The 26,878-nt window shown below is 55.4% G+C and carries 23 protein-coding genes and 1 pseudogene; 2 read left to right on the forward strand and 22 right to left on the reverse strand.

Going from position 1 to position 26,878, the window contains the following annotated elements; translation table 11 throughout:
* Positions 1-101: 101 nt before the first annotated feature.
* The 11 genes and pseudogenes from cheZ to EQV24_RS04785 all read right to left on the reverse strand — a co-directional run bounded on the left by cheZ (position 102) and on the right by EQV24_RS04785 (position 11,725).
* A complete protein-coding gene (cheZ, locus tag EQV24_RS04735; protein ID WP_013096065.1) occupies positions 102-746 on the reverse strand; it encodes a protein phosphatase CheZ in 645 nt (214 codons plus the stop codon).
* A 10-nt stretch (positions 747-756) separates the two neighbouring features.
* Entirely contained in the window at positions 757-1,146 is a 390-nt protein-coding gene (gene cheY / locus EQV24_RS04740; protein WP_008500431.1) for a chemotaxis response regulator CheY, read from the reverse strand.
* 17 nt (positions 1,147-1,163) lie between these two features.
* On the reverse strand, positions 1,164-2,213 hold the full coding sequence (locus tag EQV24_RS04745; protein WP_003859716.1) for a chemotaxis response regulator protein-glutamate methylesterase: 1,050 nt from the start codon (positions 2,211-2,213) through the stop codon (positions 1,164-1,166).
* Positions 2,210-3,076: a protein-glutamate O-methyltransferase CheR gene (gene cheR, locus EQV24_RS04750; RefSeq protein WP_008500429.1), complete on the reverse strand. Its 867-nt coding sequence runs from the start codon at positions 3,074-3,076 to the stop codon at positions 2,210-2,212. Before cheR ends, EQV24_RS04745 begins: the two co-directional genes overlap by 4 nt.
* A 19-nt stretch (positions 3,077-3,095) precedes the next feature.
* Positions 3,096-4,697, reverse strand: coding sequence for a methyl-accepting chemotaxis protein IV (tap, locus tag EQV24_RS04755; RefSeq protein WP_029882322.1), 1,602 nt, complete (start codon positions 4,695-4,697; stop codon positions 3,096-3,098).
* Positions 4,698-4,741: 44 nt separating this feature from the next.
* A complete protein-coding gene (tar, locus tag EQV24_RS04760) occupies positions 4,742-6,409 on the reverse strand; it encodes a methyl-accepting chemotaxis protein II (protein WP_130626256.1) in 1,668 nt (555 codons plus the stop codon).
* A gap of 85 nt (positions 6,410-6,494) precedes the next feature.
* A complete protein-coding gene (locus EQV24_RS04765; RefSeq protein ID WP_038420939.1) occupies positions 6,495-7,457 on the reverse strand; it encodes a spore coat U domain-containing protein in 963 nt (320 codons plus the stop codon).
* A pseudogene (locus EQV24_RS04770) lies at positions 7,454-9,838 on the reverse strand (fimbria/pilus outer membrane usher protein). Before EQV24_RS04770 ends, EQV24_RS04765 begins: the two are co-directional and overlap by 4 nt.
* Positions 9,814-10,575: a molecular chaperone gene (locus EQV24_RS04775; protein ID WP_095907946.1), complete on the reverse strand. Its 762-nt coding sequence runs from the start codon at positions 10,573-10,575 to the stop codon at positions 9,814-9,816. The pseudogene EQV24_RS04770 and the gene EQV24_RS04775 overlap by 25 nt, the downstream one beginning before the upstream one ends.
* Before the next feature lie 16 nt (positions 10,576-10,591).
* The gene (locus EQV24_RS04780; protein ID WP_028027938.1) at positions 10,592-11,140 is read right to left on the reverse strand and encodes a spore coat U domain-containing protein; all 549 of its coding nucleotides are present in this window, start codon (positions 11,138-11,140) and stop codon (positions 10,592-10,594) included.
* Between the two features lie 12 nt (positions 11,141-11,152).
* Positions 11,153-11,725, reverse strand: a complete 573-nt coding sequence (locus EQV24_RS04785; protein WP_013096056.1) for a spore coat protein U domain-containing protein — start codon at positions 11,723-11,725, stop codon at positions 11,153-11,155.
* Between the two features lie 428 nt (positions 11,726-12,153).
* Between EQV24_RS04785 and EQV24_RS04790 the strand changes: the two genes are divergently transcribed.
* Entirely contained in the window at positions 12,154-13,413 is a 1,260-nt protein-coding gene (locus EQV24_RS04790; RefSeq protein ID WP_023620134.1) for a dicarboxylate/amino acid:cation symporter, read from the forward strand.
* 104 nt (positions 13,414-13,517) lie between these two features.
* Here EQV24_RS04790 and cheW read toward each other — a convergent pair whose 3' ends face one another.
* The 6 genes from cheW to flhD all read right to left on the reverse strand — a co-directional run bounded on the left by cheW (position 13,518) and on the right by flhD (position 18,950).
* Entirely contained in the window at positions 13,518-14,021 is a 504-nt protein-coding gene (gene cheW, locus EQV24_RS04795) for a chemotaxis protein CheW (protein WP_013096054.1), read from the reverse strand.
* Positions 14,022-14,040: 19 nt separating this feature from the next.
* A complete protein-coding gene (cheA, locus tag EQV24_RS04800; protein WP_028027937.1) occupies positions 14,041-16,077 on the reverse strand; it encodes a chemotaxis protein CheA in 2,037 nt (678 codons plus the stop codon).
* A gap of 4 nt (positions 16,078-16,081) precedes the next feature.
* Positions 16,082-17,011, reverse strand: a complete 930-nt coding sequence (gene motB / locus EQV24_RS04805; protein WP_038419941.1) for a flagellar motor protein MotB — start codon at positions 17,009-17,011, stop codon at positions 16,082-16,084.
* Positions 17,008-17,895, reverse strand: a complete 888-nt coding sequence (gene motA / locus EQV24_RS04810; RefSeq protein ID WP_008500417.1) for a flagellar motor stator protein MotA — start codon at positions 17,893-17,895, stop codon at positions 17,008-17,010. The genes motB and motA overlap by 4 nt, the downstream gene beginning before the upstream one ends.
* A gap of 123 nt (positions 17,896-18,018) precedes the next feature.
* Positions 18,019-18,597 carry a flagellar transcriptional regulator FlhC gene (flhC, locus tag EQV24_RS04815; RefSeq protein WP_045903192.1) on the reverse strand — a complete coding sequence of 193 codons (579 nt, stop codon included), beginning with the start codon at positions 18,595-18,597 and terminating at the stop codon, positions 18,019-18,021.
* Between the two features lie 2 nt (positions 18,598-18,599).
* Positions 18,600-18,950 (reverse strand): flagellar transcriptional regulator FlhD, encoded by a 351-nt coding sequence (gene flhD / locus EQV24_RS04820; protein WP_013096050.1) that lies wholly within the window; start codon positions 18,948-18,950, stop codon positions 18,600-18,602.
* A 794-nt stretch (positions 18,951-19,744) separates the two neighbouring features.
* Between flhD and uspC the strand changes: the two genes are divergently transcribed.
* The gene (gene uspC / locus EQV24_RS04825) at positions 19,745-20,173 is read left to right on the forward strand and encodes a universal stress protein UspC (protein ID WP_029882593.1); all 429 of its coding nucleotides are present in this window, start codon (positions 19,745-19,747) and stop codon (positions 20,171-20,173) included.
* A gap of 15 nt (positions 20,174-20,188) precedes the next feature.
* On the opposite strand, the gene otsA is transcribed toward uspC, so the two are convergent.
* The 5 genes from otsA to araF all read right to left on the reverse strand — a co-directional run bounded on the left by otsA (position 20,189) and on the right by araF (position 26,144).
* Entirely contained in the window at positions 20,189-21,613 is a 1,425-nt protein-coding gene (otsA, locus tag EQV24_RS04830) for an alpha,alpha-trehalose-phosphate synthase (RefSeq protein WP_013096048.1), read from the reverse strand.
* Positions 21,588-22,391, reverse strand: coding sequence for a trehalose-phosphatase (gene otsB / locus EQV24_RS04835; RefSeq protein ID WP_020687626.1), 804 nt, complete (start codon positions 22,389-22,391; stop codon positions 21,588-21,590). Before otsB ends, otsA begins: the two co-directional genes overlap by 26 nt.
* 176 nt (positions 22,392-22,567) lie before the next feature.
* Entirely contained in the window at positions 22,568-23,554 is a 987-nt protein-coding gene (gene araH / locus EQV24_RS04840) for an L-arabinose ABC transporter permease AraH (RefSeq protein WP_013096046.1), read from the reverse strand.
* Positions 23,555-23,568: 14 nt separating this feature from the next.
* Positions 23,569-25,083, reverse strand: a complete 1,515-nt coding sequence (gene araG, locus EQV24_RS04845; RefSeq protein WP_130626257.1) for an L-arabinose ABC transporter ATP-binding protein AraG — start codon at positions 25,081-25,083, stop codon at positions 23,569-23,571.
* A 71-nt stretch (positions 25,084-25,154) separates the two neighbouring features.
* Positions 25,155-26,144 carry an arabinose ABC transporter substrate-binding protein AraF gene (gene araF / locus EQV24_RS04850; RefSeq protein WP_028027935.1) on the reverse strand — a complete coding sequence of 330 codons (990 nt, stop codon included), beginning with the start codon at positions 26,142-26,144 and terminating at the stop codon, positions 25,155-25,157.
* Positions 26,145-26,878 lie beyond the last annotated feature (734 nt).

Here is a 26,878-nt window from a genome sequence, read left to right on the forward strand (position 1 = left end):
GAGGAAATCCAATGGCGGGAAAAGCCCGTTTATTCGGGCTCTTTTCGGTGATTCTGCGTTAACCGCCTCAGGCGCATGCACACCTGAGGCGGAAAGGCGTATCAGAAGCCGAGGCTGTCCAGCAGGTCGTCTACCTGATCCTGGCTTGCCACAACGCCCGCTTTGGTGGCGTCGAGCTGTGGGCCATTAAGCAGGCTTTCGTTCTCGCGTTTCGGACGTGCAGCCGGTTCCGGGATGTTTTCCAGCAGCACCATCAGCAGCTGACGTTCAATCTCCTGAATCACATCCATCATGCGCTTGATCACCTGACCGGTCAGGTCCTGGAAATCCTGCGCCATCATGATGTCCAGCAGCTGAGCGTTGGTGAAGCTGGTGTGGCCCGGTACATCGCCCAGGAACTGACGGGTATCCGTCACCAGTTCGCGGGCATCCGCCAGCTCGATAGGATTCTCAAACCACTCATCCCAGCGTTTGGTCAGCGCTTTCGCGCCCTTTTCCATCGCATCCTGGTGCGGTTGTGACGCTTCAACGCTGTTCAGCGCACGTTCAGCCGCTTGCGCGGTCATCTGCACAACGTAGTCCAGACGGTCACGCGCGTCAGGAATCGCTTCCGCCGCTTCTGCGATTGCCTGGTCCAGCCCCAGTTCACGCAGGCTGTCACGCAGCATGCGTGTCAGGCTGCCAATGCGGGCAATGATATCGCTGGGCGAATGTTCTTCAACGGGTTTCATAGCAGGTTGCATCATAACCAACACCTCACATGCCGAGTTTCTCGAAGATCTTACCGAGCTTCTCTTCCAGGGTCGCCGCGGTGAATGGCTTCACCACATAGCCGCTTGCGCCCGCCTGTGCAGCGGCAATGATGTTCTCTTTTTTCGCTTCTGCGGTCACCATCAGCACCGGCATAGAGGCCATGCCTGCATCCGCGCGGATGGTTTTCAGCAGTTCCAGACCATCCATGTTCGGCATGTTCCAGTCAGAGATAACAAAACCAAACCCGCCCGCCTGCAGTTTGTTCAGCGCATCCACGCCGTCTTCTGCTTCTTCAACGTTGTTGAAGCCCAGCTCTTTCAGCAGGTTACGCACAATGCGACGCATGGTGGAAAAGTCATCCACAACCAAAAACTTAAGCTCTTTATCCGCCATAAAATAATACTCCTGAGTCAAATACGTATTGCCTGTCCGGCACTGATTTTCGCCAGCATCTGCTGGCTTACCTGGCTAAGATCGACCACTTCGCTCACGCCACCCATATTGATGGCCTCGCGCGGCATGCCGAACACCACACAACTTGCTTCATTCTGCGCAATCGTCCAGGCGCCAGCCTGGTGCATTGCAAGCATTCCGGCGGCACCATCGTTGCCCATCCCCGTCAGGATCACCCCAACGGCGTTGCGCCCCGCATGTTTCGCCACCGAATGAAACAGCACATCCACCGACGGACGGTGCCGGTTTACCGGCGGCCCGTCATGAATTTTGATTTGATAGTTAGCGCCGCTGCGCGCCAGCTCCATATGCTTATCGCCCGGCGCGATGTAAGCATGACCCGGGAGCACACGCTCGCCATCTTCCGCCTCTTTCACGCTGATCTGGCACAGCTTGTTCAGACGCTCCGCGAACGAGCGGGTAAAGCCTGGCGGCATATGTTGAGTAATCAGAATACCCGGACTGGAAAGCGGCAATGGCTGGAGTACATGGCGAATTGCCTCTGTTCCTCCGGTTGATGCGCCAATCACCAGCAGTTTTTCCGAGCTGAGTAACGGACCCGCCTTCAGGGTTGCCGGGGCAGCCGTTGGCTTATGGGCCGCGAGCTTCGCGCGCGAGGCGGTGCGGATCTTCTCAGCGATCATTTCGCTGTAGGCCAGCATGCCTTCACGAATGCCAAGCTGGGGTTTGGTGACGAAATCCACCGCCCCCAGCTCCAGCGCGCGCAGCGTAATTTCCGAGCCTTTGCCGGTCAGCGATGAGACCATCACCACCGGCATCGGACGCAGACGCATCAACTTTTCCAGGAAATCAATGCCATCCATGCGCGGCATCTCGACATCCAGCGTCAGCACGTCGGGGTTATATTTTTTAATTAAATCCCGCGCTACCAGCGGATCCGGCGCGGTAGCGACCATCTCCATGTCGCTGTGGCTATTGATAATTTCAGTCATGATCTGGCGCATCAGCGCCGAATCATCGACAGACAATACCCTGATTTTACTCATGCTTTTTCCTTACTCAGCGCATATACCGTTTGCCCACGCAGGCTAAACTCACGCACGAGGTTGCTGAAGTTTTCCGAGTGCCCGGCAAACAGTAAACCGTCAGGCTTGAGCAACGGAACAAACCGACGCAGAATGTCCTGTTGCGTCGTTTTATCAAAATAGATCATGACGTTACGGCAAAAAATGGCGTCGAAAGGCCCCGGCACGTTGTACTGCTTATCCAGCAGGTTAACCGGTGCAAACTCCACGCAGTTCGCCAGCTCCTGGCGCACGCGCACCAGCCCTTCATGCGGGCCGGTACCGCGCATGAAGTAACGCTGAAGCTGCTGAGGCGACAACGTCTTCAGCTCATCCTGGCGATAGACGCCGTTACGCGCCTTCTCCAGCACTTCGGTGTCGATATCGCTGGCGTACACTTTCCAGCGACCCGGCGCCATTCCCAGGGTATCGGCAAGGGTGATCGCCAGCGAGTAAGGCTCTTCCCCGGTCGAGGCCGCCGCACTCCAGACGCGATATTCCCCGGTGCGACGGCGGGCGTGCTCTGCCAGTACCGGGAAGTGGTGAGCTTCGCGGAAAAAGGCCGTCAGGTTAGTGGTTAAAGAGTTAATAAAAGCCTGCCACTCGGCGCTGTTCTGGTTCGCTTCGAGCATGCTCAGGTAGCGACCAAAGTCATCCAGCCCCAGCGTACGCAGGCGCCGCACCAGACGGTTGTAGACCATGTCTCGCTTATGGTCAGCAAGCACGATCCCCGCACGCTGGTAAATTAACTGACATATCCGACGAAAATGCGCGTCGGACAGCGCGAGGCGCTGTGTCATCTGCAACAATAATGACGTTTGCCCTGGGGGCATTGGTGATGTCATAGCGCCTTCTTAATTACATTCAGGATACAACTGGCACGGCCTGCGACCGCCCGACTTCTGTTACTGCTTCAACGTGCTCTTTGACATTAAATACCGCGACCAGCCCGGTCAGATGATCCGCCTGACTGGCCAGCTGATCGGTTGCCGCTGCCGCTTCCTCCACTAACGAGGCATTCTGCTGCGTGACCTGATCCATCTGGCTTACCGCCTGGGCCACCTGCTCAATCCCGCGACGCTGCTCATCAGACGCCGAGGCAATTTCGCCCATGATGTCGTTCACCCGCGTAACGGAGGTGACAATCTCGTGCATGGTTTTCGCCGCCGTATCCACCAGCGCGGAGCCTTGCTGGACGCGGGAGACAGACTCTTCAATCAGCCCTTTGATCTCTTTCGCCGCGTTGGCGCTGCGGCTCGCCAGGTTACGGACTTCACCCGCCACCACCGCAAACCCGCGCCCCTGCTCACCCGCACGCGCCGCTTCCACAGCCGCGTTCAGCGCCAGAATGTTGGTCTGGAACGCAATGCCATCAATCACGCTGATGATGTCGCCAATTTTCTGCGAACTGGCGGCAATATCCTGCATGGTGCTGGCCACATGAGACGCCTGGTCGCCCCCCTTCTTCGCCGTCATCGCCGCCTGTTTTGACAGGTCTGACGCCTGGCGCGCGTTGTCGGCGTTCTGGCTTACCGTCGCAGTCAGCTGTTCCATGCTGGCCGCCGTTTGCGCCAGCGAGGCCGCCTGTTGCTCGGTGCGGGAAGAGAGATCGTTATTGCCAGCCGCAATCTCTGAGATCCCGGTGTGCATGGCATAGCTGCCCTGGCGCACATCGGAGACCGTTTCCCGTAGCGATCCTTGCATCGCCTTCAGGCTGGCAAAGATCGCCGAAATTTCGTTTTTGCCATACACCGCCACCGGACGCGCCAGATCCCCCTTCGCAATGCTGTCGAAGTGGCTGCTGATGATCGCCAGCGGCTGAACAATCATCTTGCGCGACCAGAGCAGCGCGGCACCGGTCAGCAGCGCCGCCAGAATCACCACCACGGTAAAAATCACGCCGGACATGTGGTAGCTCATGCGGCTGCTTTCCCCTGCGCGCTGCACAAACTGGTTAATGTCCTGCTGCCAGGCGTTAAAGCTGTCATCAAACGCCGCCTGTGAGGCCTGCACCGGCGCGCTCATAAAGTCCGAGAGCTGGTTGTTCTCAAGCCAGGTCGCCTGGTGATCCAGATCGCTGTGCCACTGCTCAAAGTTCTTCTTCATGGCAGCTTTCAGCGCTTTCCCTTTTTCGCTGACGTCCTCCTGCGCGGTGAACGTTTTGAACTGCGCGTCGGCCTGTTTAAGGCTGTTGCGTGCCGTCGCCATCAGCGCCTTGATATCATCCGGCGGATAACTCAGCGCGGTTAAGGTTCCCGCCTTGTTCAGCGCAGTGCTTGCCTGCAACAGCACGGCACGCGTTTGTGCCAGTGCGGAGCGCTGCTGATTACTCGCCTCAACTTCCTGCAAATTCTGATAGCCATCGCGAAACGCCCAAAAAGACAACCCGTTACTGCCAACCTGCAACACACCGCAAAGGATCAGAATCAAAAACAGTGTGGTCGAGATACGAATACGATTTAACATCCACGCTCCCATCAAGCGGCAAGCAGCCGCGGTTTAAATGTCAGTCAAAATGTTTCCCAGTTTTCATCATGTCCGGTCGTCGCGGCGCGGTTACGCGTGGCCGCCGGCTCAGCGGCTGGCGCACGATACGTGGCTTGCGGGGTGACCGTATTTCCAGCGAGTGAAGCGAGACGAAACGCCGAGACGGCCATCTTCAGACGGCTCGCCTGGTCTTCCAGCGCAGCGGCCGCCGCGGCGGACTGCTGGACCAGAGCGGCGTTTTGCTGTGTCACGCGATCCATTTCCGATACCGCCAGGGCAACCTGGTCGATACCACGACTCTGCTCATCAGAGGCAGAGGCGATTTCACCCATGATGTCCGTTACGCGGGTAACGGCATTCACGATGTCATTCATGGTCTCCCCTGCGCTTTCCACCAGCACGGAGCCGGTATCGACGCGGGAAACCGAGCCTTCAATCAGGGCTTTAATCTCTTTCGCCGCGTTAGCACTGCGGCTGGCGAGATTACGCACTTCACCGGCCACCACCGCAAACCCGCGCCCCTGTTCACCCGCACGCGCAGCCTCAACGGCGGCGTTCAGCGCCAGGATATTGGTCTGGAAGGCAATGCCGTCGATCACGCTGATGATGTCAGCGATTTTCTTCGAGCTGTCGGCAATTTCATGCATGGTTTTCACCACCCCATCCACCACCCGACCGCCACGCTGCGCCGTTTCGGACGCGCTTTCTGCCAGCTGAGAAGCCTGACGCGCGTTATCCGCGTTCTGCTTCACGGTGGCGGTGAGCTGTTCCATGCTGGCCGCGGTCTCTTCCAGCGCGGAGGCCTGTTGTTCGGTACGGGAAGAGAGATCGTTATTGCCCATCGCAATTTCGCTGGTGCCGGTATAGATGGCATCCGTGCCGCTACGCACGTTGGCAACGGTATCGATAAGCGAACGCTGCATATGGTCTACGCTGTTAGCCAGTTCGGTGATTTCGTTACGCCCGGAGACGGTCAGCGTTTTGGTCAAATCGCCGCTGGCAATCTCGCGGATATGGGCAATGACGCGACCCAGTGGGTTCAGCAGGCTATGGCGAATGCCGTACCATACCGCGATCAGCACAATGGCCAGCGCCAGCGCCATTACAGCCATCTGCCATTTGGCAAAGCGGTAATCATTCTGGCTTTCCGTAAAGGCCGAGTGGTAGAGATCTGCGCTGGCTTTGGCGTATTCACTCAGCGCCGCGCCGAGCGCGTTTTGCATTCCTTGTGTCGGCTGGGCGAAATAGGCGTCCATGTTGCCGCTCTCCAGGAACTGGATTAGCTCCGTCAGACCGGCATAGTAGGCGTTATATTTTTCGTCGATGTTCTGACTCACCTGCTCCATGGCAGGCTGCGGGGCGATCTTCTTAAAGGCGTCGTAGTGCTTTGCGGCATCCGCAAGGGTCGCGCGGGCATTTTTCAGCAGATCGGTTTTCGCGCTGCTCTGCTGGTTATTGGGATCCATCATCATGCGGGCGGAGGAGCGGCTCAGGTTGATACGCGTTTGCAGCATCAAATCCCACGTTGACGTGAGTTCACTCTGCTGCAGGCGCAGATCGTTTGAGGCGGCGAAACTGTCCTGATTCTGTTTTAACGACGAGAAAAAAAGCCCACCGGAGATAAGCTGAAGTAGTGCGAAAATGACCAGCACCATCATGAGCATTGTGACAACGCGGATACGGTTCAACATACAACACCTTCTCATAGATTTATTAACGGTGTTATCGGCACAGGCCACAGGAACTTTACATTTGCGAAAGGGAAAAGCGCGGGGGTTAGAACGCCACGTCAACAATCAGCGTGTCGGTATAGGTTCCGGCGGGGGGCGTGGCCTGCCCGGTCAGGACTTTGGCGGTGTAATTGTAGGTACGCAGTAATCCGTCGGTACTGACCTGGGACGAGGTCGCACTGGTCCAGCGTTCGGTGCCGCTGCTGCCCCAGCGGTTGGTGGTCGCTTCTTTATAGATGTCGTAACTCATGTAGTTACTGCCGCTCACCATGCGACGAACGTTGTTCAGCGCGTTGGCACCATTATTAATCCCTATGGTATAGGTACTGCCTTTGGTGCAGGTGACGGCGATGGCCTGCGAGACGGTTGGAAAACTTTGTACCAGCGGCGCGCTGTTGAAATTCACGTCCGGGGTGGTCATGGTGCTGCAGTCGTTAGTGACGGTCATGTTGAGAAGGATCGTGGTGGTGGCCGTGCCGGTTTGCGGCGTCAGGCAAAGTCCGGCAGCGCCAACGGCACAGACGTTGTAATTAATGCTGAATGTCAGCAGCACCTGATACGGCCCGGCCGAGACGTTCTGTCCCGGCACCGTACGGAAATAGAGCGGAATGTTGTAGCGCTTCGACCCCAGCAGCCCGAGCAGCGTGTTCCCGCTCCAGGTATAGGCATTACCGATCTGCACTTCGCTGCTACCGCCACAGCCGGAGGCAGCGCACAGGCGCGTGGGTATGACATCGGTAATAGCCGCATTGTCCGTGCGCTTCAGGGTGGCGCGACTGTTGGCGAATATCGATGCCGAGGTGTAAGTCAGCGCCACCGAGTCGTTGGTAAGCAGGTTGAGGACTGTATCGCAGGCCACCACCAGCGTGCCTGTGGTTTCCACTTCCCCGGTTCCGCTCAGCGCGAACGAGGTCACGCTGCCAAACGACGCATTCACCGTACTGACGGTGCAGGCCGCGCCGCTGGCACCGGAGAAGAGCAGCAAAATCACCAGCAGATAACGCGTCACCGTGCCTCCCGACATACCAGCGGCCCGTAGGTTTGCAGCCTGTGTTCCGGGTTCGCGCCAACGGTCAGCGTCGCCTGGCACCGTTTCCCCGTCGGGGTGATCACCTCCAGCGAATTGACGTCGCTAAGATTTTCCAGCCAGGCGATCCCGTCATAACCCACCACCGCGTTGCTGCGTGAGGCACGTCTGACCTGGCTGCCCACCGGAATGGCCTGTCCCTCGGCATCATGCAGAATGACACTTGCCACCCGCTCCTGCTCCATAGGGAAGTCCACCAGATAACCACTGTGGCGGCGGATCGCAATCCGGCGTTCGGTCTCTTTCAGACGCGTATCGGCAGGCAGATTAAGGGTGTCAATGCGGTAACTGGCCGGGTAATAGGCCGACACGCCGCTCACCAGCAGATAGCCGTTGCGATTCGTTTTGCCGACCGGCTGATTCTCATAGCTGACGGGTACATCCGGTTGACCATCAGTGCTGATCACCACAAAGGCGTCGTTGATTTTATTCGCCGCAAACAGCTCGCCGTCCATCAGCACAATGGAGCCCAGCGCCTCGCTCCACCAGGTCATCATGTCCTTTTCACCGTAGGCCCCACCCTGCACTTCGATATTATTGTTACGCCAGCCCAAGGTTCCCTGCTGATAATTGTTCGCCCGCGACTGATGCGCCCATGCCATGTTCCAGCTTAACCCGCCATCGGAAGGCATGGAGTGGTTGTAGTTGATGCGCTGCGTGCTGCCTGCCTCCGGCGTGTTTTCGAAGGTGACTGCGGCGCTGTCCCGTTCCCCAAGCGGGACCTGTAGCGAGAGTGCAACCGTCCAGTCGCCCCGCTGCTGATCACGGCTTGCGGCGAGGTAAAGACTGCTCGCGCCCCACAGGTTGCGGCTCCATGAGAGGTTAAGCAGTTCTGTTTTCTGGCTGTCAAAACTCTCCACACCGATCTAGGCAGCCCCGATATTGCCGTACTGCCCAAGGTTAAAAGTCAGGGAATATTGATCGGTATTGCGGCTGAAGCTGGCGACAGGCCGGTCGTTTTCGTCATAGATCGTCGGCTGGTCATAGAGGGCCAGGTTGCCAAAGCCGCGATCGCGTCGCGTATGTTGAGTGGCAAGGCTAAAATCGCTGGTGCTGTACTGATAGCCCCAGGCGATCTGCCCGCCCTCATCGCCGCGCATCCGGCTTTGGGTATACGCGGTATTCACAACGCCAAAGTGCCCGAGCTTCACCACCGTCCCGGCCCCGCCCAGCGCCAGCGACTCCGCCCCTTCCGCGTGAGCTTCAAGGGTCAGCCAGTCCGTTACCCCGTAGCGATAAGAACCGCTGCCCGCCGCCGGACCATAATCAAAATTGTCGATCCCGTAGTTGCGCCGCAGGCTTCCCAGCGTCACCGCCCCATCGCTCAAGCCGCGTTTAAGCAGTTCGCTGGTGACATAGAACGGCAGCGTAGTGCTCACCTGCCGTCCCAGCGCATCGGTGGTGATCAGCACCGCGTCCCCGGCCCCGTTAATATAGGGCAGATTCGTCAGGGTAAAGGGGCCCGGCTGAAGCTGCGTAGAGCCAGACCGATAGCCATTAATAAAGAGATCGACCGAGGTGGGAACCGCTGCTTCCCCGGAGAATTCCGGCAGCGGCCAGGTCACCAGATCCGGGCGCAGGGAGAAGTCATGCCCGTAGCTTATCCCGCCCATACGCACGCTGGAGCTCCAGCTCAGGGCATCGCTGATCACATCCCCGGCCGTCCAGGTGGTGGCGTCCTCTTCGTTGGTGACCAGCAGGGTGGTGTCATAGCGCACATATCCGGCCTGCTGGCCGTCATCGCCAGCGAAATTTTTCCGCACATAACCGGTAGAAGAGAGCGAACCGCGTTCATTGAAGTAGCGGAACTCATGCCACAGAGAAGCCTGGCCGCCCACGTGTTCCGTGTGGTTAGTATAAAGATCGTAATTCAGCAGCGCCCCGCGCCCAAAGTGAGGTTTGCTTTGCGCGGTTTGCCCGCCAAAGGAGGTCACCCGGGAGGCCACCCATTCGCGGGGCACGCTGAGCAGCAGACGCTGTCCGGCGCTGTCGTACTCCACGCGAACCTGAGCAAGCGATGAGAGATCCACCTCGCCGGTCGGCACATGCTCCGGCGGCAGCCCGGCACGCAGCAAATCGGCGCTCGAGACAAAGTAAGCGCCTTTACGCTGCGTCACGGGCACCACCAGACCGGTATCGTAGTGGTTCACTATGAGGCCAAGCTGAAAAACCGCCTCATCGTTCACCGCCCGGGCCTCGGGAGGCGGCGGTAAACTGTCATCGCCGGGTTCTGCCCAGGCGCTGGTCGTGACGCAAAGCAGGATCATCATCGCCGGTTTCAGTTGACGGGCGTCGACTGCCATTGTTCATCCCTGGCGTTAATCTGCGCGCGCATCTGGTCTGGCTGCCGAATTCCGGCCGGGATGGCCCAGCTGCGGGTACTGCCCGCCAGCACGTAGCCCAGCAATCCCTCAGCAACAGGACGTTTCTGCCCGCCCTGCACCAGCGAAACCTGACTGAGCCTGACGTGTACATCGCCCCGGTTGTTAACCTCCAGGTGAGGCTGTCCGCCCTCATTTTTTACCCGCCAGCTGAGGTTGTGCGTATCCACAAACGCATGGTGCGCCCCCTCTTTGCTTGTCGGGATCCCCTGCCCATAGACAAAAAGGGGAATGGAATAACGCATCTGCAGTTTGAGACCAATAGCCGGTTCGGCTTTGTTGTCCGGCTGAGGAATTTCATCGACAATAATGCGGTAGGCCTGCTCGACCCCCACCGGAACCGTCCCCTGTTTGATAAGACGAATAAGCTGCTTGCTGCCCGCTGCGATGGTGACAATTGGCGGGCTGGCCACCACATCCTGCTGGGCACTGTAACGTTCGAACCCGCCCTCCTGCTTCCAGCGCACAATGCGTACCTGCATGGTGGTTGGGCTGTTTCCTTGATTCTGGATCCACAGCTCCGTGGCTTTGGCGTCAGCCGCCAGCCACGGATCGATAGGCCATAACAGAATGGTCGCGGCGGCCTGCACCTGGCCTGCCGCCAGGGCCATCACCCCCAGCAAACTTCCCAGACATATGCGCCTGAAATATGTCGTCATCGACGCTCTCCCTTTATCACCATGACAAGGTCACGGTAAGTTGATCAGAATAGGTTCCTGCCGGGCTGAACCCGGTCAATAGCGCCACGCCAAACAGCGGCAGCGCGATGTTATTGCTGTTGGTATAGGTCACCGGAATCGCCTGGTTGACCCCTATTTCGCTGTTCGCCGCAAGTGAACTGCTGCTGTAAAGCCGGTATCCCACCACGTCGTTCCCGCCGTTGCGCGTCATTCGCCGCACGGAGGCGTAATTCTGCCCGCCGTTAATACTCATACTCAGCGCCACGCCTGGCGTACAGGCGATCGAGAGTGCCCCGTTTGGTACGAAGCTGGTGCTCACCGGAGCACTCTCCACACCGGTATGGGTACCGAAGTTCAGCGTGCCTAACAGCCCCCCACTGCCGGTGCTCACCGCGCATCCCGGCACAATGGTCGCGCTGACCTTAAAGGACTGCGACGTGACGGCCATAGCGGCCGGCACCAGCGCCAGCCCGAGGATCAGCGTAAAAAAAAGATGCACGATCCCCTCTGCGCAGTGGCGCAGACCTGAAAAAGCGGTCTTCATGGGCTAAGTGGGCTAATAGGTTACGCTGACATTTATGGTGTCGGTGTAGGTCCCCGGTACCACCGTAACGCTGTTTCCGCCGCCGGTAATACGCCCGTAGAGGGTGTAACTGTCCACCCCACCGGCCGTGGACGCGATCGGCAATGCCGCGTTATTCGCCACAACGTTATTAAATCCGCTGTCGCTATACAGGCTGTATGCCACACCCTGCGCCGTGTTGGTGGTGTTGATCAGATAGCGGGCGGGTGTCCCCGTCGTGCCAACGACGGTGCCCGGCGCAGTGGAGTTGGTATTCCCGGTTATCGCCACCGTGTAGCTGGCGGTTGTACATTGAATCGTGAAGGTGTTTCCGCCGCTGGCACCGGTCAACTGCGTCGTCAGGGTGGAAAAGGTTGCAGGATGGGTCCCGAAATCCAGTGTCCCGAAGTTAATGCCGTTTTGAGTGGGCGATCCATTAATCAGACACCCGTTTGTCAATGTCAGCGTCGCGCCGATAGTGCCACTACTGGTGACCGCCAGCGCCTGATGGGCGGTTGTCGCGGTTAACAGAATGCCAGCGCAGGTCAAAAGGCGTTTTCTTTTCATTTACCACCCTCCAGAAGACGTCTCCGTTCACGTACAACAATTTAGTTTTAACGTTCAAGATGTTAGCCCCGCTTAATGTTCCTCCGAGGGGGTTATTGAGAATTTAGTTTATGGTTATCGCTTCGACCACTAGCGGCCATGTCAGTCACCCCCTTGTCCGATTGACAGAGAAATGATTTTAGAAACATTGGGTTATTGATTTATAAACGGAATTTACCGAATGTTGCCTGAGGATATATCCCATTAAAGTGTGATAAGCATCACAATATATCGTCGCGGCATTAGCAACAAAATTAATAAAATTTAAAAAGGAGTTGTATCTCCCCCCGCTTTACTTCAATTTATGTGCCGAATAATTTCCCGCGCAGTAATAAAAAATCCATATATATCGGCGCGGGCGACATCTACAGCGCATAGGGGTCTTTTTCGTGGCAAGTGCAAACAAACTTACGCTCTTCATCGTGATATTCATGCTGGCGGGTATTCTTTCAGGGGCGGCCATTCATGAATACGCATCTGCGGATGCCATCAAAACCTGGTCGGATAACATTACGCTTCTCACCGATATTTTCCTGCGACTGATCAAAATGGTGATTGCACCGTTGGTCTTCAGCACGTTGACGGTCGGCATTATGAAAATGGGCGAAACCTCGACTATTGGCCGCGTAGGCGGTAAAGCGATGGTATGGTTTATCAGCTCATCGGTGCTTTCTATTCTGGTGGGGCTGTTTATTGTCACTCTGGAGCATCCAGGCAGCGGTCTGAACCTGACGATCCCCACTGAAGCAGTGGATACCGGGCTGGCCGTCGGCGGCATGACCCTGAAAGCGTTCCTCTCCCACACCATTCCGACCAGCATTGCCGGGGCGATGGCGAACAATGAAATTCTGCAAATTGTAGTGTTCTCCATGTTCTTTGGCATCGGCGGCGCGTCGCTGGGCCAGAAATTCAACGCCCCGCTGGTCGCGGCGCTGGATGTGGTATCCCATATAATGCTGAAGGTCACGGGCTACGTCATGTATGTTGCCCCGCTGGCGATTTTCGCCGCGATCTCGTCGGTGATTGCCACCCAGGGTCTCGGCATTCTGCTGAACTATGCCTCCTTTATTGGCGGCTACTATGTGGCGATCCTGCTCACCTGCATGGTGTTGCTGGCAGTGGGTTACATGGTGCTGAAAAAAGAGGTGTTCCGCCTGCTCAGCATGCTGAAAGATCCGGTGCTGGTCGCCTTTACCACCAGCAGCTCCGAGGCAGCGTATCCGAAAACCCTTGAGCAACTGGAGCGATTTGGCTGTTCGCGCAGCATCGCCTCTTTCGTCCTGCCAATTGGGTATTCCTTTAACCTGGTCGGTTCGATGGTCTACTGCTCTTTTGCCTCAATGTTTATCGCTCAGGCGTACAATATTCATTTGAGTTTCTCTGAGGTCACCGTTCTGATGCTGACGCTGATGCTGGCATCAAAAGGCATTGCGGGCGTACCACGCTCTTCGCTGGTGGTACTGGCGGCGACCATCCCAAGCTTTAATATTCCGGTGGCGGGTATTCTGCTGCTGATGGGGATCGACCACTTCCTGGATATGGGGCGTTCCGCCATTAACGTGCTGGGTAACGGGATTGCAACCGCAATGCTGTCGCAGAATGAAGGGGCGCGGGAAGCTGAAGCGGAGCTGGTAGAGCAGGAAGTGTAAGAGTACAAAAGGGGTGTGGCCTGATGCCCTCACCCCACCCCTCTCCCTGTGGGAGGGGGAGCAAACACAAAAAACGGCAACCTGGATTGCCGTTTTGCATTTACCTACGCTACATGGTTCGCCGCGATATCCAGCAATGCCATCTCTTCGCTGTTCAACAGCTTCTCGATGTTCACCAGAATCAACATACGCTCACCCAGCGCACCCAGCCCCGTCAGGTACTCGGTAGACAGCGTGACCGCAAACTCCGGCGCCGGACGGATTTGGTCAGACGTCAGTGAAAGCACGTCAGACACGCCATCCACCACGATACCGACCACGCGCTGCCCCAGATTGAGGACAATCACCACGGTGTTATCGTTATACTCCACATCGCCCTGGCTGAACTTCACGCGCAGGTCAACGATAGGCACAATCACGCCGCGCAGGTTGGTGACGCCTTTAATAAACGCTGGCGTGTTCGCGATGCGGGTAACCTGATCGTAACCACGAATTTCCTGCACTTTCAGGATATCGATGCCGTACTCCTCATCGCCTAAAGTGAATACCAGGAACTCCTGTCCTGATGGCTCGCCCGCCAGTTTCGTTACATTACTCATACCGGTCATGTTCTTACCCTTTACTTAATCAGGCGGCTGTGTACGCCACACGTTGTTCACGATTTAATCCCTGAAGCGCCGACACGTCGACGATCAGCGCCACGCTACCATCACCCAGAATGGTGGCGGCAGAAATACCCGGCACTTTGCGGTAGTTGCTTTCGAGGTTTTTCACCACCACCTGGTGCTGACCAATCAACTGGTCAACCAGAAGCGCGTAGCGGCGACCCGCACTTTGCAGGATCACGACGATACCCTGCGTGGCCTCTGTTTTCGCCCCGTCGACTTCGAAGACTTTCCACAGTTCCACCAGCGGCAGGTATTCCCCGCGCACTTCGAGCACGCGCTCGCCACCTGCCAGTGGGTGCAGATCTTCTTCACGTGGCTGCAGTGATTCCATTACCGCGTTCAGCGGCAGAATGAAGACTTCGTCCGCCACTTTCACCGACATACCGTCGAGGATCGCCAGCGTCAGCGGCAGCAGAATACGAATGGTGGTACCAGAACCTTGCTTAGACTGGATTTCGACGTGGCCGCCCATTTCCTGAATGTTACGCTTCACCACGTCCATTCCCACGCCGCGTCCGGAGACATCCGTTACCTGCTCGGCGGTTGAGAAACCCGGGGCGAAGATCAGCATGCCCACTTCTTCATCGGTCATGTTTTCGCTGACCGCCATCCCCTGCGAAATCGCCTTCGCCAGGATACGCTCGCGGTTAAGGCCCGCGCCGTCATCGGTTACTTCAATACAGATGTTCCCGCCCTGGTGCTCCGCAGACAGGATCAGGTTACCGACCGGGGACTTTCCGGCGGCAATACGGTTTTCCGGCAGTTCGATACCGTGGTCCAGGCTGTTACGCACCAGGTGCGTTAACGGATCGATAATGCGTTCAATCAGGCTCTTATCCAGCTCGGTGGAGCTACCCATCAGCGTCAGTTCAATCTGCTTATTGAGTTTACCGGCCAGGTCGCGCACCAGACGCGGGAAGCGGCTAAAGACGTACTCCATCGGCATCATACGGATGGACATCACCGATTCCTGCAGATCGCGGGCGTTACGCTGTAACTGCCCCATGCTGGTAATCAGATCGCCGTGCGTGACCGGGTCCAGTTCGTTAGAACGCTGGGCCAGCATTGACTGGGTAATCACCAGCTCGCCGACCAGGTTGATCAGCTGGTCAACCTTCTCTACGGCAACGCGGATGCTGGTCGATTCGCTGGAGCGCGCCGCCGGTTTTTCACCACGGCCCGGGGCGGCAGCTTCTTTAGGAACGGCTTTCAACGCCGGGGCAGCAGGGGCGACCGCGGGCGCAGCAGCCTGAGCCACAGCGGCAACCTCCTCCACTGCAGCTGGCGCGTCAACGGCAACCGCTTCCGTTTCAAAGGCGATTTGATCGGCTTCGATAACAAAGCACAGCACTGCCACGATGTCGTCCTGGCTGATACCGTCATCGAGCGTCGCAGCAAGGCTGTCTTTGCCTTTTACCACGTTGCTTAATGTCGCCAGGTTACCCAGCTCCTCTTCCAGCAGGTTGACTTCGTTCTCTTTCAGGCGTGACAGCACAACGCGCAGTTTCCCCGCTTTAGCGGCGGCAGGTGCTGCATCTTCAGCGGCTGGCGCATCAACAACGCTCAGTTTGGCTGCAGGAACAACGGCTGCGGCAACCTCACCTTTTGCTTCCAGCGCAAGCTGGCGCAGCGCATTGCAGATGTATTCAAAGCTGGCGGCATCAGGCTCTGCCGAACTTTTATAGGCGTCGAGCTGTTCCTGCATAATATCTTTGGTTTCCAAAAACAGGTTGATAATGTCGGTATTGAGCTGCATCTCACCGCGTCGTGCTTCATCAAGCAGGTTTTCCATTAAATGGGTGGTTTCCTGCAGGATGGTAAATCCAAATGTTCCGGCTCCGCCTTTAATGGAGTGCGCAGCGCGGAAGATGGCATTGAGCTGCTCAGAGTCTGGCGCTTCTGGCACCAAATCCAGCAAATGTTGCTCCATATCCGCCAACAATTCGTCGGCTTCATCAAAGAATGTCTGGTAAAAATCGCTAATATCCATGCTCACGCTATCACCTCGGATTGGCTGGTGGCGATGTTGGAACGGCAGCCGAAGGAACGGCCCCAGGCTGTTTTAAATCGTCCAGTGACTCATTCTGACTTTCGGCGTTTTCATGCAGGATGGCCTGCTCCGCCTGCTGGTTCAGCACTAAAAGACTGATACGACGGTTGATGGCGTCATCCGGCCCGCGGTCAGAGACACGCATGGTTGCTGCCATGCCGACCACGCGCAGTACCTTGCCATCATCAAGCCCACCCGCCACCAGCTCGCGACGCGAGGCGTTGGCACGATCGGCAGAAAGCTCCCAGTTGCTGTATCCCTTCTCGCCCGTGGCGTACGGGAAGTCATCCGTGTGGCCTGACAGGCTAATGCGGTTTGGAATACCGTTCAGCACCGGCGCAATGGCGCGCAAAATATCGCGCATATAGGGTTCAACCTCGGCGCTACCGGTTTTGAACATCGGGCGGTTCTGGCTATCAATAATCTGGATACGCAGCCCTTCCTGCACCAGATCGATCTTCAGATGCGGTCGCAGCGCGCGCAGTTTCGGGTCCGCTTCAATCAGCTGATCGAGATCGCCGCGCAGTCTCTTCAGACGCGCCTGCTCCATCTTTCTCTTCAGCTCGTCGATGTTCGGCTCTTTTTTCACCTCACCCTGCTTCTGAGTGTAATCATCGCCGCCGCCGGGGATCGGGCTGTCACTGTTAGAGATACGCGGCCCACCAGAGACCGCAGTCGCCAGCGGCGTACGGAAGTATTCCGCAATCTGAATCAGCTCTTTCGGGCTGGAGATCGAGATCAACCACATCACCAGAAAGAAGGCCATCATTGCGGTCATAAAATCGGCGTAGGCAATTTTCCAGGAGCCATGCGCACCGTGCCCATGCCCCTTATGCTTGCGCTTTTTTACGATGACGATCGGATGGGACTGGTTTTTCATGCGTCCTCAGTTGTCGTCTGTTGGTTTGGGTTTTTCACCGCACGCACGTGTTCTTCAAGCTCGATAAACGACGGACGCTCGCTGGAGTAAAGCGTTTTACGGCCAAACTCAACCGCGATCGGTGGCGCATAACCGTTGAGGTTAGAGAGCAGCGTAATCTTCACGCACTGCATCATTTTGGTGGTTTCCGCGCTCTTCTGACGCAGAACGCTGGCCAGCGGAGAGATAAAACCATACGCCAGCAAAATACCGAGGAAGGTTCCCACCATGGCGTGGGCAATCAGCGCCCCCAGCTCTGCCGCCGGGCGATCCGCCGAGGCCAGCGCGTGAACAACCCCCATGACCGCCGCCACGATACCGAAGGCCGGCAATGAGTCCCCCACCAGCGCCAGGCTGTTGGCCGGCACTTCGGATTCGCTCTCGTGGGTTTCGATCTCTTCGTCCATCAGCGCTTCAATTTCGAAGGTATTCATATTGCCGCTGATGATCAGGCGCAGGTAATCGACAATGAAATCCAGCATCATGGCATCGGCAAGGATGCGCGGGTAGCTGGCAAAAATCTCGCTCTCTTTCGGGTTTTCGATATCCCGTTCCAGCGAGAACATCCCCTGCTGGCGCGACTTCGCCATCAGGCGATAGAGCAGAGCCAGCAGATCCATATACATGCTTTTGGTGTATTTCGAGCGACGGAACAGCAATGGAATAGCTTTCAGCGTCCCCTTGATCGATTTCCCGTTGTTACCAACGATAAAAGCCCCTACCCCTGCGCCGCCGATGATAATAAGTTCAGCCGGTTGATAGAGTGCTCCAAGGTGCCCGCCGGTCATCATGTAACCGCCGAAAACTGTACCGAGAACTACCAGGTAACCTAATAAGATAAGCACGACATCATCCTTCCGCTAGTGACTATGGCAAGGACGTTCAGCTCGCAGCGTTTACCGAATCCAGGATAAAAAAAAGCAGCGGTAATGGCTTACCGCTGCTGGAATCTTTCCCACACGTTCGGGTTAAACAGCTTGTTCGATCTGTTCATCCAGCAGTTGTGGAATAATATCGGCAGCATCCCGGGAAAGTTTACGTCTTTTTACTGCACGGGATGGAGGCTGACATAAACTACAGGCGAAGCTGCCTGCAGGCTGATGAGCATGGGTAATGAAATTGCCATCGCAGCAGTTGCAGCGCGACAATTCAAGCATTCCGCTCTCAACAAAACGCACCAGCGTCCATGCGCGGGTCAGCGCCAGCAGGGGAGCCTCTTCCTGCTGTGGGCATTGTTCAAGGTAAAGTTTATACGCTTTGATCACGGCATCGACGCCGCTACACAAACCGGTTTTGAGAAGGTACTGCCAGGCATTACAGAACATGGAGGCGTGAATGTTCTGCTCCCAGGTCATAAACCAGTCCGTTGAAAACGGCAACATTCCTTTCGGTGGGGGACTACCACGTAACTCTTTGTACAGTTTGATGAGACGACCACGGCTCAACTGAGTTTCGCTTTCCAGCATTTGTAAACGAGCACCCAGTGTAATCAGCTCCATGGCCAACTGTATGTCACGCGCTTCCTGAACAATGCTTTTCTCGCTCATTTCTACGCTCTTTTTTTACGGGCTGCGTCATCAGGCTGGCTGATTTCGTTGAGCAAGCGGGTGGAGAGAAGAATACCGGTATGGATCTGTTGCAGATCGTCCACACGAGATTCCTGTGTCAGCCGCGTGATAGTCTGAGGATTATCGAAGCGGAACTGGCAAACCAGTTGATTCGTTTCAGCCAGTTTAACCATTTGCGGCAGGGTTAACCCGCCCAGCATGGTTGCCATCTCTTCGTTAATACCTAAACGAAACATCGCGGACGCTTTGTCCTGACTAATCAATCGCTGCGCGAGCAGTAAATATGACAGGTTGATGTCATAGATATGTTTTAGCAACTCGGATGTATGCATTTTTCCCATCCCGAATAACCAACTATTATTTTTATGCGGAAAGACCGCACCCCGTGATGTCGCCGGGAAAACACCCGGTATTTAAAAAAAAGGCTAAATGCATAGTTGAATTTAGGTTTGTATTCTGCAAAACGTGCACCAACGAAGCGCGGATGCGCTTCTTACATGTTTTATCATTTCTTACAAATAACTAAGATTTTTCCTAATTCGACGCAAACTCTACTCGTCAGTTTTGACACATACAATGCAGCCATCCTCAAATTTAAAAAAAATGTGATCAATGTCACATAATTTAAGTGAATATCATCCATAAATCCATCAGTGAGACTTGTAATTTGTTCACTTTTTAACCAATCAAGACCATTTTATATTCTTTATGGACGAATACTCATGCAGAAGTGCGAACAGAAGGCGCATGGCGATTGCTTTTTTGAGCAATAGCGACTACCGCAACAATTCACACGCTATACATCTCAGGGCCACATTTTCATTACCTATGAAAAACATACAGTTATGCTTGAGGGGTGAAAAATTTGTTTCAAAGCGTGATCATTCACATTGCGTCTATAACGCTTTAAAACGATTTAACATCACGCGCATCAAAATGTGTGATTTACGTTAAGTTGTTAATTTTTTTCATTTGCACGCGGTTTGGCGTTATTCTTCTTATAAGAATAATTAATGAATAATTATGAGAAGCTTCACACTAATGTCGTATTCACCTCTTGCAGAAGTGCTGATTTCGCGGTAATGCTGACACAGACGCGGTTTTTCAGACAGCTAAGGAGTGCGTGATGAGTTACTCCCATCTTCTTGTTTCTGTTGCAGTTTCACCGGAAAGTCACCAACTCGTTGCCCGGGCGGTGTCCATCGCCCGCCCGCATAATGCGCGCATCAGCTTAATTACCCTTGCGGCCGAACCCGAGATGTACAATCAACTGGCAGCCCCCATGCTGGAAGATATTCGTGAGGTGTTACAGGAAGAAACGCAGCAATTTCTGCAGGAGCTGGTGGAGAAAGCGCAATATCCCATTTATCAGACCGTCATTGCGACAGGTGAACTGAATGCGCATATTCTCGACGTATGTCGCAAAGAGAAAATTGATTTAGTGATATGCGGTAATCATAACCAAAGCTTTATTTCACGGGCGGCCTGCGCGGCGAAATCGATAGTCGCCTCAAGCCTGGTTGATGTGCTGTTGGTGCCTCTTGGGGGTCGTTAAACCCCCAGAGGAATATCACGCCAGTTTAGGGAAAGTCGCGATCTTTTTTTGCAGAACGCCTTCATGGCTTTGCGGCTCAATATTACGCAAATCGCGAATAAAACGTGCCTGCCAGTGATTAATATCGTTCTCGCGGATCGTATCCATCATTTCCGCATGACGGGAAATACGTTCCGTCAGCGGCATCGTCAGAGCACGGTTGAGCGCGTTCGCCACATCATCCCGGTCGTAAGGGTTCACGATGAGCGCTGAAGTGAGTTCGTTCGCGGCTCCCGCAAACTGAGAAAGCACCAGCACCCCCGGATCGGCCGGATCTTGTGCCGCCACATACTCCTTTGCCACCAGGTTCATCCCGTCGCGCAGCGGTGTTACGAGGCCGACGTCAGCATAGCGGAACACCTTCATCAGGATCTTACGGTCAAAGTGTTGGTTCAGATAAAACAGCGGCGTCCAGCCCAGCTGACCGTAGCGGCCGTTGATGCGCCCTGCTTCCGTCTCCAGTTGATGACGAATATCCTGATAGGCCTGCACTTCTCCACGCGACGTAGGTGCAATCTGCGTATAGCGGATTTTACCGTGGTGCTGCGGATATTTATCCAGCAGCGTTTCATACGCCAGGAAGCGCTCCGGCAGCCCTTTGGAGTAGTCGAGACGCTCCACCGAGAAGATATTCTTCACGTGTTTCAGCTCGTTTTTAAGCTGCGCCAGCTTCGGCGGCAACGGACCAGACGCCTGCTCAGCAATCTCATCCGGTTCTATCCCAATCGGATAGACTTCGGTATGGAACGTTTTACCCCAGGCCGTATGCGTTTTGCCCCCTTTCGTCATCAGGCGTGTTTTGCCCGATACCGAATCCAGGAACGCAATGCGGTCATTCTCAGTCTGGAAGCCCAGCAAATCGTAATCACACAGCGCTTCCAGCAGCTCTTCATGTGGCGGCAGCGCGGTAAAAATTTCCGGTGTCGGGAACGGAATATGGAGGAAGAAGCCGATGCGGTTGTTGACTCCGCGTTTTCGCAGCTCGCGGGCGAAGGGAAGCAGATGATAATCGTGGATCCATAAAATATCGTCTTCCTCGATTAAAGGCAGCAGTTTATCCGCCAGCAGCGCATTGACGCGGCTGTAGCCTTCAAACGATTCTCGCTGGAATTTGACCAGGTCCAGACGGTAGTGGAACGCGGGCCACAGCACGGCATTCGAGAACTGGGAGTAGTACTCGTCATAATCTTTCTCTTTCAGGGCGAATGACGCCCAGGTGATGTTGCCGCGCGTCACCTTTTTAAGTGGTTTTTCTTCCTCACTGATGTCACCACTCCAGCCAAACCACAGCCCGCCAGCAGCTTTTAAGGCACCTAATACCCCCACCGCCAGTCCACCTGCACTGGCTTTTTTATCGTCAGGCGGTGCGATACGGTTAGAGACGACGACTAAGCGACCCATAATGGTTTCCCCCTTTGTTTTGCGCTATTTGTTGTTGTTGCTGGTTAGCGATGTCAGATATCCACTGCCAGACGCTGGCCACATTTGCCAGACGCCATTCGGCTTCAGTGTCACCAGGCCCAACCTTCACGGAGATCCCTCCGGCCTGATTCACTACACGAAACCCGGCCTCATCGGTCAGGTCATCCCCAAGAAAAACGGGCGTCCGGCCCTGGAAAGGCGGCGTTGCCATAAACGCGGCGATCGCAGCCCCTTTATTGATCCCTTTCGGTTTAAGCTCCACGACGCATTTACCCGGCTGCAGCGCCAGCTCAGGATGCGCCTGCGCGACCCTGGCGGCGAGCGCAAGCACGGCCTCTTCATGCTGCGGTGCCTGGCGATAGTGCAAGGCAAAGGCCATCCCTTTGGCTTCCAGCTCCGTGCCCGGCAGTTCAGCCAGTGCAGCAGCGAGCTGCGCCTGCAGCTTTTCGATTAATGCATCGGGGAGTGAAACGATGTGCGTGTGATCATGGATGTCGCGGCGCTCCGCTCCGTGTACACCGGCCAGCGGAAAGTGGTAAGGACTGGCGAGCAAATCCAGCTCGGCCATTGAGCGCCCTGATATCAATGCCAGTGCTCCCTCATTCATTTGCGAGAGCTGATGCAAATCCTGTAATACCGCCTCCGGGATAACCACCTGGTCGGGGTGCGGTTTTATCCCGGCGAGCGTGCCGTCGAGATCGAAAAAGAAAGCATAGTGTCCGGGCAGTACAGGCGGTGCGGTTAACAAGTCAGCCACCCTGGTCCTCCTTACGGTTTACGAGAGGTAAACGCCTTTACCTCTTTCATAGCCATGTAAGTATAGACAGTGTGACGTCGCTCGCCATTTGACAACCGCCCCGCCAGCGGAACTGGCGGGGCGGTTCAGGCGTCAACTAAGGTTATAAGTTGAGCAATTAAAAGGCAGAAAGAACGTTACACGGTACGCTTCGCTTTTTGCTTGTAACGGTCGAAAATCACGGCTGCGAGCAGGATCAGGCCACGAACCACATACTGGGAGAACGGCGAAATATTCAGCAGGTTCATGGCGTTCTCTACCGTCCCCAAAATGAGGATACCGGCCACCACATATGAGATTTTTCCGATGCCGCCCTTCAGCGAAACCCCGCCCAACACGCAGGCTGAAATGACGATCAGCTCGTATCCAATGGAGGTCATAGGCTGGCCGCTGGTCATGCGCGATGCCAGAATAATCCCCGCTGCCGCCGAGACCAGACCGGAGAGCACAAAGATAATGATCTTGGTGCGCACCACCGGTACACCCGCCAGCCGCGCCGCTTCCTCATTACCGCCGATCGCCAGGGTATTTCGGCCAAACGTGGTGCGGTTAAGCAGGAAGCCGAACAGGATCAGACAGGCCACCGTCAGCCAGATTGGCGCAGGCAACCCCAGCCAGTTCGCATAGCCCAGGGTGAAGAAGCGCTCGTCTTCAATCCCCACCGCTTTACCGTCGGAGATGATATAGGCCAGACCGCGCACAATCTGCATGGTCGCAAGCGTGGTGATCAGGGCGTTAATCTTCAGGCGGGCAATCACAAACCCGTTAACCAGACCGCTGATAACGCCCAGCAGCAGACCCGCCAGCACGCCAATCCACAGGCTTTCGGTCATGTTGATCACCACCGCCGTGGTGACGCCAGCGCAGGCAATGACGGAGGCCACTGACAGGTCGAAATCGCCCGAGGCCAGACAGAACAGCATCCCGCAGGCCACCATGCCGGACATGGAAATGGCCAGCCCCAGTCCTTTCATATTAATGAAGGTGGCAAAGTTGGGCACAAAGATCGCGCAGGCGACAAAGAGTGCGGCAAAGACCACCAGCATGCCGTACTGATCCCAGATGCGGCCAAAACTGAAGGCCGATTTCGATTTCGGCGCTCCGGATGTAGTAACAGAGGACATCATTAACTCCTTACTCAGGCGACAGCCTGGCTAACTTTCGGCATGGCGAGACTCAACGCCTGTTGTTCATTCGCCTGTTCATGAAGCAATTCACCGGCGATTTCGCCCTCACGCATCACAACAATGCGGTCGGCCACGCCGAGTACCTCAGGCAGATCGCTGGAGGCGAACAACACCGCCACACCGCGTTTTGCCAGCTCATAGATCACGTTATAAATTTCGTGTTTCGCCCCCACATCGATGCCGCGCGTTGGCTCATCCAGCAAAATGACCTTCATATCCTCCGACAACCAGCGGCCTAAAATCGCCTTCTGCTGGTTACCGCCGGAGAGATTCATGATCAGCTGTTCCGGGCCCGGGGTTTTGATGTTCAGCGAACGGATATGGTGGTCGGCGTTGCTCTCCTCCCAGCCGTCGTTGATCAGGCAACCGGCGCGAATAAACTTCCGCCGCGCGGAAATATTGATGTTGTCACGTACCGAGTGCACCGGAATAATGCCCTCCGCTTTGCGGTCTTCCGGGCAGAGCATCATCCCGGCCTGGATGGCATGTGCGGGCTTTTGGATATCGACCCGCTGCCCGTCAATGGATACCTGCCCTTCGGTGATGCGCGTACCGCCAAACAGGCCTTTCATTAACTCGCTACGCCCTGCGCCCACCAGACCAAACAGCCCGACAATCTCCCCGCTGCGCACCGAGAGCGAGATCGGCGTTCGCACACCCGGCGCTTTAACGTTTTCCAGCTTCAGGCGCTCAGGGCCGTATTTGCGTGGCTGCCAGTGATAGATATCTCCCAGCTCGCGGCCAACCATCGCCTGAACGAGCTGGTCATGATTGACCTGCTCCATATCGGTAAAGGTGCGCACGTAGCGGCCATCTTTAAAGACGGTGATGGCATCGCTTAAGGCAAAAATCTCTTCCATACGGTGCGAAACATACAAAATAATGCGGCCTTCTTTACGCAGCTCGCGGATCACCCGGAACAGGTTTTCGATTTCACGCGCGGAAAGCGAGCTTGTCGGTTCGTCGAAGGCAATGATCCTGGCGTTACGCGCCAGCGCCTTGGCAATTTCAACCATCTGCCACTGGCCGATGGAGAGATACTTCAGAGGTGTCTGGGGATCGACATCCAGACCCAGATGTTTCAGCTGCAGCCCCGCTTCGTAATTAAGTAGCGACCGGTTTACCACGCCGCTTTTGTGCGGGAGCTGGCCTAAATAGATGTTTTCCGCCACCGTCATCTCAGGGATCAAATGCAGTTCCTGATAGATGATGGCCACCCCGGCGTTGAGCGCAGCGGTGGTATCAGCAAACGCCACCTCTTGGCCGCGAATGGCCAGCGTGCCGGTGGTTGGCGTGTAGTTGCCGCTGAGGATTTTCAACAGCGTGGATTTTCCGGCGCCGTTTTCGCCCATCAGGGCGTGAACCTGACCGGCATAGCAGTCGAAGCTGATATCGGTCAGCGCGTTAACACCGGGGAAGGTTTTCCCGATACCGCGAAAAGAGAGATACGGATCAGACTGTCGCATAACGTCTCCGTGATTCCTGTAGTGTGTACGTCTGGCCCCTCGCGGTTCGCGAGGGGCACAATCACCGCGTATTACTTACCGCCCAGTCCTTTTTTCGCTAGCTCCTCTTTGAAGTTGTCGCGGGTGATCAGCACCACGTCGGTCACTTCAGTAAACTTCGGCGGTTCCACCCCTTTGGTGACCCAGTTGTAGAGCATTTCGCTGGATTTATAGCCGTGTACGTCCGGGCTTGGCAGCAGTGAGCCGTAGAAGCCCGTCGCCTGCGCTTTAGAGAGCTCACTCACCGCGTCAACGCCGTTGATGCCGATACCGATCACATCAGGCGCTTTGAAGCCCTGACCTTCCGTTGCGCGTACACCGCCCAGGACGGTGTTATCGTTCATGCCGACCACCAGCCAGTGCTTCACCTCTGGATGTTGAACTAGCATGGAGTTGGCGGCGTCGAAGGCCCCCGGAATGTCGTTGGATTTTGTCGGCACTTTATAGATCTGTTTTTCCGGGAAGCCGGCCGCTTTCAGCGCGTCCATTGACCCGGTGGTACGACGGCGGGCGGTATCCAGCTCGTCGGCGGTGATGGCCATCACGGCGGTATCTTTCACATCCCAGCCGCGTTTCTGCATCTCTTTATAGAGTTCCTGGCCCTGACGTTCGCCAATTTTGGTGGCCGCCATCATCACCAGCGGCACGCTGTCCATCGGTTTGCCCTTGGCGTTGACGAACTGATCGTCAACCGCAATGACCTTCATGTCGTAACCGCGCGCTTTGGCTGCAATCGCAGAGCCCAGTTTGGGATCCGGCGTACAGATAACGAACCCTTTCGCCCCGCTGGCCGCCAGGCTGTCGATAGCGTTCAGCGTTTTTTCACCGTCAGGCACGGCGATTTTAATGACTTCAAATCCTAAATCTTTCCCGGCCTTATCGGCGAATTTCCATTCGGTCTGGAACCAGGGTTCTTCCGGCTGTTTTACCAAAAAACCGAGTTTTAAATTCTCAGCGATAGCGGATTGTGACATAACGGCAGCCAGACCGATGGCCGCCAGCGCTTTAGTAAATTTGTGCATGGTAAACTCCAGCATTAGCGTTCTTTTCTGTAGGGAATATTTGCGTACTTCTTATTTAATCGGAATTAAAACAAGGCATTAGCGCTTACCTCGTCATAAGCGTTAGTGCTGGTGATAGTTTTAGCGGGAAATTAATCATCCATAAGAGAGCGCCATCACACCGCAGAATTACAGTAATTGCGTACATAAATTCAGCGAAAAATGACATAAAAACGGCAGTATTTGTCGGACAAATGAAACCGAGATAAGCAGAATTATCCATAAGATCAGCTAAGAAATCCCTGATACCCAAACCCCCGCGCTCCGGGCGCGATCGCGGTACGGCGTTACCATCATCAGGAACTGTGTAGCACTGGCGTTGCCGCAAAATATATTTTATGGCGTTATTCTGCGAAAATTGATTTAGCGCAATTTAGTCGGCGCATCATATATTTGAAATAGTTAATCCTGAATTAAATCTTTCTCAGAGTATTATTCCGACTCACTATTCCCAGTGGGTAAAAATCGATATTAAAATAGGTAAAAACCAGTAATTTCAAGGCATTAGATAAATCTTATTTTATAACAACATGTTGTTATTTTTGTACTATATTAAATTTTGTAATGTATGGTAAAACGCACCAATTAAGAGTTTTCTTAAACACCGGGCAGGGGTATGCTTATTTATATCGAACACAGGAAGTGATTATTCGGTCGACTTTTGTCACTGCAGAAATGCTTTTCTGCCACTTACT

This window comes from Enterobacter sp. A8 (assembly GCF_004296595.1).
GTDB lineage: Bacteria > Pseudomonadota > Gammaproteobacteria > Enterobacterales > Enterobacteriaceae > Enterobacter > Enterobacter cloacae.

Excerpts from the sequence above, each read along its gene's own strand:
- tar (WP_130626256.1), bottom strand. The coding sequence starts at position 6,409 with ATGTTGAACCGTATCCGCGTTGTCACAATGCTCATGATGGTGCTGGTC.
- EQV24_RS04775 (WP_095907946.1), bottom strand. The coding sequence starts at position 10,575 with ATGACGACATATTTCAGGCGCATATGTCTGGGAAGTTTGCTGGGGGTG.
- cheZ (WP_013096065.1), bottom strand. The coding sequence starts at position 746 with ATGATGCAACCTGCTATGAAACCCGTTGAAGAACATTCGCCCAGCGAT.
- EQV24_RS04745 (WP_003859716.1), bottom strand. The coding sequence starts at position 2,213 with ATGAGTAAAATCAGGGTATTGTCTGTCGATGATTCGGCGCTGATGCGC.
- cheW (WP_013096054.1), bottom strand. The coding sequence starts at position 14,021 with ATGACCGGTATGAGTAATGTAACGAAACTGGCGGGCGAGCCATCAGGA.
- otsA (WP_013096048.1), bottom strand. The coding sequence starts at position 21,613 with ATGGGTCGCTTAGTCGTCGTCTCTAACCGTATCGCACCGCCTGACGAT.
- EQV24_RS04785 (WP_013096056.1), bottom strand. The coding sequence starts at position 11,725 with ATGAAAAGAAAACGCCTTTTGACCTGCGCTGGCATTCTGTTAACCGCG.
- flhC (WP_045903192.1), bottom strand. The coding sequence starts at position 18,597 with ATGAGCGAGAAAAGCATTGTTCAGGAAGCGCGTGACATACAGTTGGCC.
- tap (WP_029882322.1), bottom strand. The coding sequence starts at position 4,697 with ATGTTAAATCGTATTCGTATCTCGACCACACTGTTTTTGATTCTGATC.
- araG (WP_130626257.1), bottom strand. The coding sequence starts at position 25,083 with ATGCGACAGTCTGATCCGTATCTCTCTTTTCGCGGTATCGGGAAAACC.
- flhD (WP_013096050.1), bottom strand. The coding sequence starts at position 18,950 with ATGCATACATCCGAGTTGCTAAAACATATCTATGACATCAACCTGTCA.
- araF (WP_028027935.1), bottom strand. The coding sequence starts at position 26,144 with ATGCACAAATTTACTAAAGCGCTGGCGGCCATCGGTCTGGCTGCCGTT.
- araH (WP_013096046.1), bottom strand. The coding sequence starts at position 23,554 with ATGTCCTCTGTTACTACATCCGGAGCGCCGAAATCGAAATCGGCCTTC.
- EQV24_RS04780 (WP_028027938.1), bottom strand. The coding sequence starts at position 11,140 with ATGAAGACCGCTTTTTCAGGTCTGCGCCACTGCGCAGAGGGGATCGTG.
- motB (WP_038419941.1), bottom strand. The coding sequence starts at position 17,011 with ATGAAAAACCAGTCCCATCCGATCGTCATCGTAAAAAAGCGCAAGCAT.
- cheR (WP_008500429.1), bottom strand. The coding sequence starts at position 3,076 with ATGACATCACCAATGCCCCCAGGGCAAACGTCATTATTGTTGCAGATG.
- cheY (WP_008500431.1), bottom strand. The coding sequence starts at position 1,146 with ATGGCGGATAAAGAGCTTAAGTTTTTGGTTGTGGATGACTTTTCCACC.
- uspC (WP_029882593.1), top strand. The coding sequence starts at position 19,745 with ATGAGTTACTCCCATCTTCTTGTTTCTGTTGCAGTTTCACCGGAAAGT.